Below are 14,693 nucleotides of genomic sequence, written 5' to 3'. Positions count from 1 at the left end.
ACATGCAAACTGAAATAATAGCGCAATTAGTCTTAATTCTTCCAGAGCTTTTAATTGCATTAGGAGCTGTCGTGCTGCTTATGATTGGTGTTTATTCCAATACACGTGCTTCTTTAACAGTGACAGGTTTAGCCATAGCAATTCTTGTGGCAACCATTATTATTCTTATAATTTTTCCGAAAAATGGTTCATTTCAAACCAATGCGCTCGTTATCGATTCCTTTAGTCGTTATATGAAAATTTTAATGCTTATTGGTGCACTCTTTTCTCTTATCATGTCTGTTGGTTTTGCCAATGCACAAAAGTTTAATATATTTGAGTTTCCAGTACTTGTTCTTTTAGCAACCCTTGGAATGATGTTTATGATTTCAGCGGGTAATATGCTGTCGCTTTATATGGGGTTAGAGCTGCAATCTTTAGCTTTATATGTTTTAGCAGCGATTAATCGTAATAATGTAAAATCTTCTGAAGCCGGTATAAAATACTTTGTTTTAGGAGCATTATCTTCAGGTTTGCTTCTTTATGGTATTTCTTTGCTTTATGGTTTTACCGGTCAAATTGGTTTTCACGAAATTGCTCTTGCTTTAAAAGGCAAAAATGTACAATTGGGGGTCATTTTTGGAATTGTCTTTATTTTAGCTGGTTTGGCTTTCAAAATTTCTGCTGTTCCGTTTCATATGTGGACACCTGATGTTTATGAAGGAGCGCCCACACCGATTACAGCATTTTTTGCTGGTGCCCCTAAAGTTGCTGCAATGGCTTTAATCATCCGTATTATTGTGGTGACCTTTATTCCCCTAGGGCGTGTTGATAACGTGATGCCTGCATGGCAACAAATTTTGGTGTTCATGGCGATTGCATCAATGATACTGGGTGCTTTTGCTGCAATCGGTCAGAATAATATTAAGCGCTTAATGGCTTATTCGTCGATCAGTCATATGGGTTATGCACTTGTTGGTTTATCTGCTGGAGATATGCTTGGGATAAAAAGCGTTATCCTTTATATGACTATTTATCTTGGAATGACGCTTGGTTCATTTGCCTTTATTCTTGGAATGCGCTCTCAGAATGGAAATGTTGAAAATATTTATGATCTTTCAGGGTTAGCAAAGACGAATCCGTTTATGGCTGTTGTGATGACAATACAGCTTTTTTCTTTAGCAAGCATACCTCCTATGGCTGGTTTTTTTGGAAAGTGGTATACATTTTCTGCTGCTGTCCACGCTGGACTTACGCTACTTGCTGTCGTTGGGATGATAGCGTCTGTAGTTGGGGCTTTTTACTATTTGCGAATCATTAAAATTATGTGGTTTGATGATGCAAAAGCGCATTTTGTTGCTTTATCGAAAGAGCTTCAATTTTGTCTTGGTCTTTCTGTATTCTTTATTTTATTTTACGCGCTTTTTGGAGTTTGGTTCGCTGAGCTAGCAGAAAAAGCAGCAACAGCATTGTTTTAACGAATATGGTTTATACTTTATCAGATTTTGCACAAAAACAGGGATACACTGTTGAAGCGTACGATAGTGTTGATTCAACAAATCTCATTGCGCAACGAAAAGCGCAAACTGGTCATCAAGGTAATCTTTGGATTGTTGCACAAGAACAATCACAGGGAAGAGCAAGAAGAGGGAGGACTTGGTCTAGTCCAAAAGGGAACCTTTATTCTAGTCTTTTATTAATTGATGATATTGTTCATCAAACTGCGGCTCAACTTGGTTTTGTTGCTGGAGTAAGTGTGGCAGAGGCAATAAAACAATTGATAAAAGAGGAAAAGCAGACAAACAATATTGTGAGCTTAAAATGGCCAAACGATATTTTGCTCAGAGGAGAAAAAAGCTCTGGAGTTTTGCTTGAGATTTTAAAATTGTCATCACAACAATATGCCTTGGTTATTGGGATTGGAATAAATGTGAAATATAATTATGAAGATGCGCCCTATTCCACTTCAAGCTTAAAGAATATCGGGTTGCGTATTGATGCAGAACAATTATTTACGGTTTTGACGGAGTGTTTTTCTAAAAATTACCTTCTTTGGAAACAACCAAAAGGATGTGAAATAATCCGAAAAAAATGGCTTTTATATTCCGCTCATCTTGGGAAACATGTCAAAGTGGTGAATGATGAAAAAGTCATTGAGGGTATTTTTGATGGTCTTGATAGTGATTTTAACTGCATCATAAAGCGAAAAGACGGTCAGACAGCCATTATAACAGCTGGGGATGTTCATTTTGGTTTGGCTGATTCTGTTAATGCAGGCCGTTATTGAAAAATTATTTTATCATCAGATACCTTAATGATTTGGGAGATGTTTATGGTTGCAGCCAATAGATGTGAATTTGTTTTTTTACCTCTGGGAGGTGTAGGTGAAATAGGGATGAATTTAGCTGCTTACGGATTTGGTCCCCAATATCTTCGTGAATGGCTGCTGGTTGATATGGGGATTAGTTTTGCTGGTTCTGAATTACCAGGTGTCGATCTTGTTTTGCCTGATATTCGTTTTCTAGAAAGTGAAAAACACAATATACGGGGTCTTGTTTTAACACATGCACATGAAGATCATTATGGGGCCGTTCTTGATTTATGTCCAAAGTTACAAGTGCCGATTTACTGTACGCCTTTTACGGCAGGATTATTGGAAACTAAAAAACAATTAGATTTTGAATCTCAAAAAATTTTACTCAATATTTTTCAAGCTGGTGATTGTTTTCAGGTAGGTTCCTTTGCTGTAGAGGCTATAGCCGTTAACCATTCAATACCAGAATCTGTATCTTTAGCAATTACAACCTCTTTGGGGACTGTGATTCATACTGGTGATTGGAAAATTGATCATACCCCTTCACTCGGGGCTGTAACCGATGAAAAAAGATTTCGTGCTTTAGGCAAAAAAGGTGTTTTAGCATTACTTTGTGATTCCACAAATGCATGTCGGGATGGTATCTCTCCTTCAGAACAGCAAGTTCAAGCCAGTCTTTCAGAGATTATTTCTAAAGCTGAAGGGCGCGTTGCGATAGCAACTTTTTCTTCTAATATTGGTCGGATACGTTCTATTGCTCTTGCAGCTGAAGCTGCTGGACGTAAGGTGCTTGTCATTGGGCGTTCCCTTAAGCGAAGTATTATGGTTGCACAAGAGCTTGGTTATATGAATGGTTTAGCACCATTTGTAACGGAAGATGATTATGGCTACATCTCGCGAAAAGATCTTGTTTTAATTGTCACAGGGAGCCAAGGTGAGCCATGTGCTGCTTTGGCTAAACTGTCACGTGATGGAATGAAAAATATTGCACTTTCCGCTGGTGATACCGTTATTTATTCATCACGAAGTATTCCAGGAAACGAAAAAGCGATTATTGAGGTACAAAATCGTTTCATTGATTTGGGTATTAAAATTATTACGAATGAAGATGCACTTGTTCATGTTTCAGGTCATCCCCGTCGTTCAGAACTTTTACAGATGTATGATTGGATAAAGCCACAAATACTTGTCCCTGTACATGGGGAAGCAATGCATCTTAAGGCTCAGGCAACTTTAGCACGTCAAGCGGGTATTAAAACTGTTATGGATATCAGAAATGGCTATATGTTACGTCTTGCACCAGAGCCTGTAGAAGTTATTGATCAAGTTCCTGTTGGCCGCATCTATAAGGATGGTTGCTTAATTGGAGATGAAGATGAATTAGGGATTCGTGAACGCCGTAAACTAAGTTATGCTGGTCATGTTACTATTTCTCTCCATATAAATAGTAAGCATGAATTATTAGGGGATATAGGTCTAACAACATTCGGGTTACCTGAAAGTAATGGAAAGGGGGAAAGTTTAAAAGATATTCTTTTAGATATCGTAGAAAATACAGTTTATAATACCCCACGCATGAAACAGAAAAATAATGAACTTATTCGAGAGGCAACACGACGTGCAGTAAGAGCGGCTGTTCATGAAATTTGGCAAAAAAAACCTATCTGTACAGTTTTTTTACATCGGTCAAAATAAAAGAACTTTCCTATTACGTTATTTAAAAAGAGAAGAGCATTTTTATTTTATTGCTAAATAAGAAAAATAGAGAATAAAGCACAATAAATTTTTAAATGATAAGATCGTTATATTTGCAAGTATTCAGGATGCGGCTATAGATGAATAGAGGGTGTGATAAATTGTTCCGATATGATAGATCTGATTAGGAGTTAATTATTTCAATGCGTCTTTCTCAATATTTCCTTCCACTTTTAAAAGAGAATCCTAAAGAAGCAGAAATTGTTTCTCATCGCTTCATGTTGCGCGCTGGAATGATTCGACAACAAACATCAGGGATTTATTCTTGGCTTCCTTTGGGAAAAAAAGTGCTTGATAAAGTTTGTAAAATTATTCGTGAAGAGCAAGAACGTGCGGGTGCAATAGAAATATTGATGCCTACAATTCAGTCTGCTGATCTTTGGCGTGAAAGCGGTCGTTATGATGATTATGGTTTGGAAATGCTCCGCATTAAAGATCGTCAAAAGCGTGATTTACTTTATGGTCCAACCAATGAAGAGATGGTAACAGATATTTTTCGCTCTTATGTTCGTTCTTATAAAGATCTTCCGCTTAATTTATACCATATTCAATGGAAATTTCGTGATGAAATTCGTCCACGTTTTGGTGTGATGCGAGCACGAGAATTTTTAATGAAAGATGCTTATTCTTTTGATCTTGATTATGAAGGCTCTGAAACATCTTATAATCGTATGTTTGTTGCTTATTTACGCACTTTTTCTCGCCTTGGCTTAAAAGCAATTCCTATGCGTGCAGATACAGGTCCAATAGGGGGGGAACTCAGTCATGAATTTATCATTTTGGCTGAAACAGGAGAGAGTGCTATCTTCTGTGATAAACAATTTCTTGAACTTACCATTCCTGATAGTTCAATCGATTTTAGTGATAAAGCTGTTTTAGATGATATTGTTAAGCAATGGACATCTTTTTATGCAGCAACGGAAGAAATGCATAATGAAGAGGAGTGGGCTAAAGTTTCTGATCATAATCGTCTTTCAGCGCGTGGTATTGAAGTAGGGCATATTTTCCACTTTGGTACTAAATATTCTGCTCCAATGGGAGCAAAAGTTATGGGACAAGATGGAAAAGAGCATGTGGTCTCTATGGGATCTTATGGTATTGGGCCTTCGCGTCTTGTTGCGGCCGCTATTGAGGCTTCTCATGATGAAAATGGTATTATTTGGCCAAAGTCGATGGCACCGTTTGATTTTGGGATTATCAATATGAAGCCCGATGATGAAAAATGCACACAGGCATGTGAGTTTCTCTATCAGGGATTAAAGAAGGTTGGTTTTGATCCGTTATTAGATGATAGAAATGAACGCCCTGGATCAAAATTTGCAACAATGGATTTGATTGGTTTGCCAACGCAAATCATTGTTGGTCCTAACAGCATTGCACAAAATGAAGTTGAAATTAAAGATCGAAAAACAGGAATAAAAAAATCTCTAAAGGTTGAAGATGTGCTCAGCCAACTTTCTATAATTTAATAGGAAATATTATGAAGAGGCTGAAAAACAAATGCTTTTCATCTTATGAGTGGATGATCGCTTTTCGTTATATGATTCCCAATAAAAAACATGTCGTTGCATCTGTTATTTCAATTATTTCTCTTATTGGGATTATGTTGGGCGTATTTGCTCTGGTTGTTGTTATGGCGGTGATGAATGGCTTTCGTACAGAACTTCTCAATCGTATTCTTGGTATGAATGGGCATCTTATTATTCAAACAGTTGATTCTGGTTTTGCTGATTATAAGACTCTTATTTCTTCTTTAGAAACTACAAATGGCGTGAAGTTTGCTTTGCCTGTTATTGAAGGTCAAGCACTTGTTCAAGGTGAAGTTCAAGGTGGCTCTGGCGCGTTAGTTCGTGGTATGCGCAAACAAGATCTAGAAAAGCTTAAAACAGTCTCTCAAAACATTAAATTAGGATCGATTTCTCGGTTTGATCAAGAAGAAGGTGTTGCAATTGGAAGTGGCTTAGCAGAAAAATTAGGATTAACAGTTGGAAGAGATATTCGTATCATTACTCCAGATGGTGATGAGACTCCTTTTGGCGTTACGCCACGAGTGAAAGCTTATAAAGTCGTTGCTATTTTTGAAGTTGGTATGTCTGAATATGATTCAATATTTGTCTTTATGCCTCTTCATGAAGCACAAATGTTTTTTAATTTAGGCGATAAGGTTCAGTCTTTAGAGTTATTTTTAAATGATCCTGATGCAGTTGATCAAATAAAACCCGTTGTAGAAAAAGCAGTTGATCAACAGGTTTATTTAATTGATTGGCGTACACGTAATCAGGCTTTTTTTTCAGCTTTACAGATTGAACGAAATGTTATGTTTTTCATTCTTTCTCTGATCGTTCTTGTTGCTGCTTTAAATATTATTTCAGGACTGATTATGCTTGTAAAAGATAAAAGTCATGATATTGCAATTTTACGCACGATGGGTGCTCAACAAAGTGCGATTTTGCGTATATTTATCATTACAGGAATGATGATTGGTTTTATTGGAACGATATTGGGCTTAATTTTAGGTGTTATCGCGACCGCGAATATTAATCATATCCAAGATTTTATATCTTGGTTATTTAATGTCGACGTTTTTAATCCTCAACTTTATTTTTTAACAAAATTGCCTGCACAAATTGAGTGGAAACAGACCATCTTGGTTGCTATGATGGCTTTATTCTTGTCATTTCTTGCTGCTCTCATTCCGGCATGGCGTGCTGCTAAGCTAGATCCCGTACAAGCTTTGAGGTATGAATAATGACAGCTATTTTAGAGCTTGTAGAGATTGAAAGACGCTTTTTCGAGGGTCATAAGCCGCTCATTGTTTTAGATAAAGCGAATTTTACTCTTAATCGTGGAGAGCTTGTTGCACTTGTTGCACCATCTGGTGCTGGAAAATCAACACTTCTTCATATTGCTGGATTATTAGAAAAACCAACCGCTGGTGATGTGATGTTACGAGGTGTTTCTTGTGCAAAGCGCTCTGATAGTGAGCGAACAGCTATAAGACGAAATGATATTGGTTTTGTTTATCAATTTCATCATTTACTTCCAGAGTTTACGGCGTTAGAAAATGTCATGATACCGCAAATGATAGCAGGATTAAAAAAATCCATAGCAGAAGATCGTGCACGCAAATTATTGACGTATCTGCGTATTTCTCATCGTGCGAACCATCGTCCCTCAGAGTTATCGGGAGGAGAACAACAACGTGTTGCTATTGCACGTGCAGTAGCAAATGGCCCTTCGGTTCTTTTGGCTGATGAACCTACAGGAAATCTTGATCCAGTAACTTCAGCTTATGTCTTTCAAGCTTTATCTATCCTTGTTCGTCAGTCTGGTCTTTCTGCTCTTATTGCAACACATAATTACGCTTTAGCTAAGCAAATGCATCGTCGAATTACACTTAAAGAACAAAAGATTATAGAACTTCCTTAAAGCAAGGTAAAAATTTTATACGACTAATTGAATAGTTTATATTACTTTATTAAAGGAGATTTTTTATGACAGTTTTTGTCGTTGACAAAAATCAATTAGATGCTCGTCGTCGTCGATTGATTTTTCGTGCATGGCATCGCGGTATTCGTGAAATGGATCTCATTTTTGGACATTATGTCGATGCTCATATTACTGGGATGAATGATAAAACGCTCTCTGAGCTTGAGTATATTATGTCTTTTGATGATCGTGATTTACTCACATGGATTACTGGAGAAATTTTGCCCCCCTCTGAAGTTGATAGTCCACTTTTCCGTGATATTGCCAATTATCGTACTTGCTTAAGTTATTAATCCCGATGCCTATATTTAAAAAAATTGTTATTCCCAAAAATAATTCTGTTCGTATGATTTTAGATGGCGTTACTGATGGATTTGAAGCCTTTGCGCTTGCTAAATTAAGTTCAGAAATTGCACAAGGTAAACCGCTCCTCTATGTTGTCCGTGACGGAACAAAAATTGCGCATTTACAACAAGTTTTAAATTTTATTGAACCCAATTTACCCGTACTTCAATTTCCTGCATGGGATTGTTTGCCTTATGATCGCGTATCACCAGGAATTGCTGTTATGGCACGTCGACTATCAACATTGGCACACATAGCAAATTTACGGAAAGATCCATATTCTGCAATTATATTAACAACAGCAAATGCAATTATGCAAAAGTTGCCTCCTCGTGAAATGATAGAAGCTCAGCTTATTCACGCACGTGTTGGCCAGCGCAATAACATGGGAAATCTTATTCAATTTCTAGAAACCAATGGTTTTGAACGCGTTACGGTTGTCCGTGATATTGGTGAGTTTGCTGTAAGAGGAGGAATACTTGATATCTTTTCTCCGATGGATGTTGAACCTTTACGCCTTGATTTTTTTGGAGATACCCTAGAAAGTATCCGCGTATTTGATCCAGAAAGTCAAAGGACAACAGGCCAAAAAACTGAACTTTTATTACAGGCAATGAGTGAGGTTGCTCTTACACCAGAACGTATCAGTCGTTTTAAAAGCAATTATACCCGTACATTTGGTGTATCACAAAAAAATAACATGCTTTATGAAGCAATTTCTCAAGGTCGGCGTTTTGCCGGTATGGAACATTGGCTTCCATTTTTTTATGAAAACCTTGATAGCTTTTTTGATCATTGTGGCAATTTACCGATAGTTTTTGAGCATCTCATAGAAGAAGTTTTCATTGAGCGCTATCGTCTTATTGAAGACTATTATAATGCGCGCAAAGAGCGCGAAAGTGATGAAAAAAATTCTACTTCTTATCATCCAATAGATCCTAGTCTTTTTTATTTAACGCCAGAGCGTGTTTTGGAAGGTGTGCAACAATCTTCACAGCGTATTGATTTTTCTCCTTTTAATGTTCCACAAAGTTTGGAACAAACTGTTATTCACACAAATGTTAAACAAGGATATGATTTTGTAAAAGAGCGTAATGCGCAGGAAAAAAATGTTTTTTCAAGTGTTATTGATCATATCGCATCTTTACGCGCTGCTGGTAAAAAAGTGCTTTTAGCGTGTTGGAGTGAAGGATCTCTCAATCGTTTGTTACAAGTTCTCGATGAGCATGGATTGAAAAAAATAGATGTTGCAAAATCTTTGCAAACAGTCAAAGCAACACCTCGAGATCGCATATTAGCAGCTGTTATCATGATAGAACATGGTTTTGTGGCTGAAGATTTGGCTATTATAGCAGAGCAAGATATCCTTGGCGATCGTTTTATAAGATCGCCAAAGCGGCGTAAGAATAATACAAATTTTATTTCTGAAATTTCTGCTTTAAATTCTGGTGATATTATTGTGCATATCGACCACGGTATTGGCCAATTTGTTGGTCTTAAAACCATCAGAACCACTGGAATTTTACGAGACTGCCTTGAAATTAGATATGCTGGAGGTGATTTACTCTTTTTACCTGTTGAAAATATTGAGCTTCTCTCACGTTATGGCTCAGAAGGAACAGAGGTAACTTTAGATAAATTAGGAGGTGTTGCTTGGCAGGCACGTAAAGCTCGGCTTAAAAAACATTTATTGGAAATGGCAGGGCAATTAATCCGTATAGCTGCAGAGCGTATGACTCGTGCTGCGCCTGCTTTACTTCCACCAATTGGACCATTTGATGAGTTTGTTGCTTGCTTTCCCTATGAAGAAACGGAAGATCAAATGAATGCAATTGATGCTGTTTTGGACGATCTAGCCTCAGGCAAGCCGATGGATCGCTTGATATGCGGTGATGTTGGTTTTGGAAAAACTGAAGTAGCCATTCGAAGTGCTTTTGTTGCAGCATTAAATGGATATCAGGTTGCTGTTGTTGTACCGACAACTTTGCTTTCACGTCAACATTACAAAACATTTATTTCGCGTTTTCAAGGATTACCGGTTAAAATTGGACATGCTTCGAGGCTTGTAAAAGCGAAAGAACTTGCACGAGTAAAAAAAGGTGTTTCAGATGGTACAATCGATATTGTCATTGGAACCCATGCATTATTAAGTGATGCAGTTAATTTTTTACGGTTAGGTCTTCTTATCATTGATGAGGAACAGCATTTTGGTGTCAAACACAAAGAGCGTTTAAAAGAGCTTAAAAGTGATATTCATGTTCTCACACTTTCAGCAACTCCCATACCACGCACTTTAGGGTTAGCTTTATCGGGTGTACGTGAACTTTCATTGATAACAACCCCCCCCATTGATAGAATGGCGGTTCGTACTTTTATTTCACCCTTTGATGCACTTGTTATACGAGAGACCCTGCTTCGAGAATATTATCGTGGTGGACAAAGCTTCTATGTTTGTCCTCGTATTTCTGATCTGGCTTTTGTAGAAGAATATCTCAAAACACATGTGCCAGAACTGAAATTCGTTGTGGCTCATGGACAAATGCCGGCTGGACAACTTGATGATATCATGAATGCATTTTATGATGGACAATATGATGTGCTGCTCTCAACAACCATTATTGAATCAGGTCTTGATATTCCAACAGCCAATACCCTAATTGTGCATCGTGCTGAGATGTTTGGTCTTTCTGCCCTTTATCAGTTACGTGGTAGGGTAGGACGTTCAAAACAACGTGCGTATGCTCTCTTTACATTTCCTGCTGGTAAAGTTTTAACAATTGCTGCTGATCGCCGTCTTAAAGTGTTACAATCTCTTGACACCTTAGGGGCCGGTTTTCAATTGGCAAGCCATGACATGGATATCCGCGGTTCAGGCAATTTTTTAGGTGAAGAGCAATCGGGGCATATCAAAGAAGTTGGATTTGAACTCTATCAAAAAATGCTTGAAGAAGCTGTTGCTGAATTAAAAGATGGAGAGCTAAATGAAGATAAGCAATGGTCACCTCAAATTTCCCTTGGTACAACAGTGATGATACCAGAAAGTTTCGTGCCTGACTTATCGTTACGTATGGGACTTTATCGTCGTTTAACAGAACTTGATGATTTAGAACAAATTGATGAATTTGCAGCGGAGTTAATTGATCGCTTTGGTCCTTTACCCCTTGAGGTTCAACACCTTCTTAAAGTCTTTTATATCAAAACATTGTGTCGAAAAGCGCATGTAGAAAAATTAGATACAGGACCAAAGGGGATTGTCATACAGTTTCGTAATAACTATTTCGCAAATAGTGTTGCTCTTGTTCAGTGGGTGGGAAAACAAGGTTCAATGGCAAAAATCCGACCAGATCAAAGTATTGCTCTTATTCGTGATTGGTCCACAGCGGATGAAAGGCTTGTTGGAGCAGCGAATATTATAACACAGCTTGTCGAAATGGCAGAACAACATTCTGTTTAAAAAATATCTTTATTGTTTCAGAACTATTACTCATTTTTATAAAATTATTCTATAAAAACAAAAAATTATTGATTTTTTATAAGAATAAAATTTAAGTTTATAATAAAGAACCCTTTATATATTTATTTAGTTTTTATTATATACGTATTGATATAATGAAGGAAATAGATTAGACGGTTTAACTGCAATAAATAGCACTTTCAATATAATAAGCTAATAAGCTCCTGTAAATTTTTTAGAAAGAATTTAGATAAAGATAGCATGCTTTCTTCATTACAAAAGTGTCTAACTATCGTTTTTTTGTTACTCACTTTGATATATGGCGTAAAAAACGCTCACGCTGAGTTTAGCTTAACCGAATTATCTCTTTCTGGTTTAACGCTTGATGAGAAATATAAGCGTATTAAAGAAAGACTACAAGTTATTGAAAAGAGGATGAAATTCATTGAAAAGACATTTGCTGATTTAACACTTTCGCAAATACGTTCTCATAATATAGAACATGATAAGCTGCTACAAGAACACGGAGACCTTAATGAAGAGCGTTATAAGCTTTCTTCAAAACTAAGTGATTTAGCGCGAGAAATGGAGAATTTAGCATATAGAGCGCATAGGGCAAGAGAGTATAGAGTAGGAGAGTATGAAAGAAAATTAAGTAAAGCAACAGAATATCTAAGGTCTCGAAGCGCTTCTGAATTAGGAATGAGTGATGATACAGCAAATGTAGAAACTCTTAACGATAGAGCGATTGATGAAACGATACGACTCTATCCCTTTATGGTTCTTTCTTGTAAAATTCAAGAGAGTCTGTTGGACAGTGATATAGGGGATTTATTACGGAAAGATTTTGGTTGGAGGAAAAAAGATTTTAGATGGGCAAAAGATGCAATCAATTCAATAGATCCTGAATTAATAAAGCACTTTGAAGAACGAATGGTGATTAGTGTCTCAGATTTTGAAGAAGAGATAATTAGTGGTATAAAGGATATGGTGATGCGCAATCCTTCGAATGTAAAATCTGCTCCTTTATTATGTAGAAGCACGAGAGAAATATATAATATAATGCTGCCAGAAAAGAGAAAGAGTATTATGAATCGTATGCGTTCCCATGTTGAAGAGTTATTCAATTAAAAATTTACTCATATAAATACAGAGAAATTAAGCTGATATACTAAACAATAGTTAAAACATATTAGTAATAATATATTTTATTTTTTGAGTTATTACTTATTATTTATTATTTATAATAAAGTAATATTATACACGTAATATATTATCTGTTATTCTTATCATATAAGATTTAATATATATATTAAATAATAAACTCATATATCTTTTTTATGTTTTCTTTTTATGCATAATTTTTTGTGCTTGTAGTTTTTTATTTTTATCTGATTAATTATTTTAATGACGATACATCTCATATCATAAATATTGTTTCATTAATACGATAAGAGAAATATTTTATAGCTCTAAATTGTGTTATATAGGGAAACAAAATGATACTTTGAATTCATTTTTTCTTAAAACTTAAATCATTAACGATTTATATCTTTGATGTTGTGAAAGCTGAAAAGAATTTATCATTTTAGAAGCTTCTTTTATTTAAGAAATAACTTAAAAGAAATTGATAAAAGCTATATTTTTTATTCACGTTATAAAACTGAGAGATGATATTTGTACAGAAGTGCAATAATAGATGTTTAATATATGAGCATAAATTTATTATGGCTTTAGGCACGTGAGATGATTCATAGGGAGGGTTTCCTTTGTTCAGTAGTTTATCTATAAAACTAACTCCGCTTGTGATGTACAAGTGGATAAATTTTATTGATTCAACATAAGAGAGGTTTGCGCTATTAGGATCTTTCATACAATATAGAAATAGAAAAAAGATAAATTATTATTATAAATTAATATGTTATTATATTTTAAGAAAGTTTATTATAAATAAAATATTTTCAGCAGTTATAGATTTTCTCTCTAAGAAAATGTGTTGTTTAATTAAGAAAAAAGCACTTCTTTAGTAGCGTATTTTTAAACTAAACTGTTTAGTTAAACGCTATGGAATATAAAATTTTTATTACAAAAGCGTATCACTATTATTTTGTAAACAAGGGCAGAAAATTGTTCATTAGCAAAAAGCTCTCTTACAATTATGCAGAAATTTTAGACAATCAGTGGTTTTAATTCATTAAATGTTTCAATAATATCGTAGATGATTTTGTTTTTGTGTATCACACGAGGCACATAAGGAAAACAGTAAAATTTATCTGATATTTTGGAGCTTCATGCATTGCAACACCTGTTGCAAAGGTTCTATAAGCTTAACATGAAGAGTAATAAATGTAAAAATTTTAATTAGTAAGTTTTTTAGAGTAGTATCAGAGTTTATTTTAATTAATATTGCAATATTGATTCGTTTGTGTAATCTTAGTTTAAATGCACAGAGGTGTTTTATGGATAGATTGCATCAAATACCAATGTGATGAAGAGGGGAAATGATATGAGTGTATAAAAATTAGAATGGCTCGTCGTATTTTTTCTCTAAATTTGACTTTTTTTTTTATATTGAAGTAAAAATAGTAAAATTAATTGTTATTTCATTATAATTTAATAAATTAAGTTGGAATTATATTTAATATTTTTTTGAAGTTACTTAAGAGCGCGTTGAAAGGATTAACTTAATCATGTCGCATAAAAATGTTTATTCTGCTGTTTCAGTATTAGTTGGAGCCGCTGCCCTTTTTCTTATAGCTGGTATTTCTGCAAATGCGCAAACTTTATCACAAGGTTGGTACAAAGTTTGCAGTAAGCAGCATGATGTTGATATTTGTAATACAATGAATACTGTATTATCGAATACGGGACAACCTTTAACGGCTTTTAATCTTGTTGAAATAAAAGGGAAGCAAAATGAGAAACGTATAGGTATTCAAGTGCCTACAGGTCGTTTTTTGCCAGAAGGTGTTCACATTAAAATTGGTGACGAGTTCTCTAAAAAAATTCCTTATATTATTTGTAATGGACCAAGTTGTATTGCTAATGATGTCTTAGATGATAAGCTTATAGCAGCTATGAAAAGTGGTACAAAAATGGTTGTAACCACAGTTAATTTCCGTGGTTCAGCTAATCCTATTGAATTTTCTCTTAATGGGTTTACAGCAGCCTATACCGGTCCTGGTATGGAGGAAAAAGATTTCCAACAAGAACAAATAAAGCTGCAGCAAGCTATTCAATCAAAGCAAAAAGAAATTGAAGAGCGTATGCGGGCTGAGCAAGAAAAAGCGAAACAAAAGTAATAAAACCACACCATAAAAGTTGGTCAAAACGTTTTCTATAATTGTTTATTTGAAC

The 14,693-nt window shown here is 35.4% G+C and carries 10 protein-coding genes; all 10 read left to right on the top strand.

The window, feature by feature from the left end:
- Positions 1-2: 2 nt before the first annotated feature.
- On the top strand, positions 3-1,457 hold the full coding sequence (gene nuoN / locus ACFINY_RS05895; protein ID WP_375611881.1) for an NADH-quinone oxidoreductase subunit NuoN: 1,455 nt from the start codon (positions 3-5) through the stop codon (positions 1,455-1,457).
- 5 nt (positions 1,458-1,462) lie between these two features.
- A complete protein-coding gene (locus ACFINY_RS05890) occupies positions 1,463-2,266 on the top strand; it encodes a biotin--[acetyl-CoA-carboxylase] ligase (RefSeq protein WP_375611882.1) in 804 nt (267 codons plus the stop codon).
- Between the two features lie 45 nt (positions 2,267-2,311).
- Complete coding sequence (locus ACFINY_RS05885; protein WP_375611883.1) at positions 2,312-3,988, top strand: ribonuclease J; 1,677 nt, start codon at positions 2,312-2,314, stop codon at positions 3,986-3,988.
- 203 nt (positions 3,989-4,191) lie between these two features.
- Positions 4,192-5,517 carry a proline--tRNA ligase gene (proS, locus tag ACFINY_RS05880; protein ID WP_375611884.1) on the top strand — a complete coding sequence of 442 codons (1,326 nt, stop codon included), beginning with the start codon at positions 4,192-4,194 and terminating at the stop codon, positions 5,515-5,517.
- Between the two features lie 11 nt (positions 5,518-5,528).
- Complete coding sequence (locus ACFINY_RS05875) at positions 5,529-6,797, top strand: lipoprotein-releasing ABC transporter permease subunit (RefSeq protein ID WP_375611885.1); 1,269 nt, start codon at positions 5,529-5,531, stop codon at positions 6,795-6,797.
- The gene (locus ACFINY_RS05870; RefSeq protein WP_375611886.1) at positions 6,797-7,477 is read left to right on the top strand and encodes an ABC transporter ATP-binding protein; all 681 of its coding nucleotides are present in this window, start codon (positions 6,797-6,799) and stop codon (positions 7,475-7,477) included. The genes ACFINY_RS05875 and ACFINY_RS05870 overlap by 1 nt, the downstream gene beginning before the upstream one ends.
- A gap of 65 nt (positions 7,478-7,542) precedes the next feature.
- The gene (locus tag ACFINY_RS05865; protein WP_375611887.1) at positions 7,543-7,830 is read left to right on the top strand and encodes a succinate dehydrogenase assembly factor 2; all 288 of its coding nucleotides are present in this window, start codon (positions 7,543-7,545) and stop codon (positions 7,828-7,830) included.
- 5 nt (positions 7,831-7,835) lie between these two features.
- On the top strand, positions 7,836-11,336 hold the full coding sequence (gene mfd / locus ACFINY_RS05860; RefSeq protein ID WP_375700926.1) for a transcription-repair coupling factor: 3,501 nt from the start codon (positions 7,836-7,838) through the stop codon (positions 11,334-11,336).
- A gap of 261 nt (positions 11,337-11,597) precedes the next feature.
- Complete coding sequence (locus ACFINY_RS05855) at positions 11,598-12,467, top strand: hypothetical protein (protein ID WP_375700925.1); 870 nt, start codon at positions 11,598-11,600, stop codon at positions 12,465-12,467.
- 1,559 nt (positions 12,468-14,026) lie between these two features.
- Complete coding sequence (locus ACFINY_RS05850; RefSeq protein ID WP_273791265.1) at positions 14,027-14,638, top strand: invasion associated locus B family protein; 612 nt, start codon at positions 14,027-14,029, stop codon at positions 14,636-14,638.
- The last annotated feature ends 55 nt before the right edge of the window (positions 14,639-14,693 follow it).

This window comes from Bartonella sp. AA23NXGY, assembly GCF_042197165.1.
Lineage (GTDB): Bacteria > Pseudomonadota > Alphaproteobacteria > Rhizobiales > Rhizobiaceae > Bartonella.
The sequence above is the reverse complement of the archived record's forward strand: the minus strand, read 5'-3'. Positions and strand labels throughout refer to the sequence as shown.

Excerpts from the sequence above, each read along its gene's own strand:
- nuoN (WP_375611881.1), top strand. The coding sequence starts at position 3 with ATGCAAACTGAAATAATAGCGCAATTAGTCTTAATTCTTCCAGAGCTT.
- ACFINY_RS05890 (WP_375611882.1), top strand. The coding sequence starts at position 1,463 with ATGGTTTATACTTTATCAGATTTTGCACAAAAACAGGGATACACTGTT.
- ACFINY_RS05885 (WP_375611883.1), top strand. The coding sequence starts at position 2,312 with ATGGTTGCAGCCAATAGATGTGAATTTGTTTTTTTACCTCTGGGAGGT.
- proS (WP_375611884.1), top strand. The coding sequence starts at position 4,192 with ATGCGTCTTTCTCAATATTTCCTTCCACTTTTAAAAGAGAATCCTAAA.
- ACFINY_RS05875 (WP_375611885.1), top strand. The coding sequence starts at position 5,529 with ATGAAGAGGCTGAAAAACAAATGCTTTTCATCTTATGAGTGGATGATC.
- ACFINY_RS05870 (WP_375611886.1), top strand. The coding sequence starts at position 6,797 with ATGACAGCTATTTTAGAGCTTGTAGAGATTGAAAGACGCTTTTTCGAG.
- ACFINY_RS05865 (WP_375611887.1), top strand. The coding sequence starts at position 7,543 with ATGACAGTTTTTGTCGTTGACAAAAATCAATTAGATGCTCGTCGTCGT.
- mfd (WP_375700926.1), top strand. The coding sequence starts at position 7,836 with ATGCCTATATTTAAAAAAATTGTTATTCCCAAAAATAATTCTGTTCGT.
- ACFINY_RS05855 (WP_375700925.1), top strand. The coding sequence starts at position 11,598 with ATGCTTTCTTCATTACAAAAGTGTCTAACTATCGTTTTTTTGTTACTC.
- ACFINY_RS05850 (WP_273791265.1), top strand. The coding sequence starts at position 14,027 with ATGTCGCATAAAAATGTTTATTCTGCTGTTTCAGTATTAGTTGGAGCC.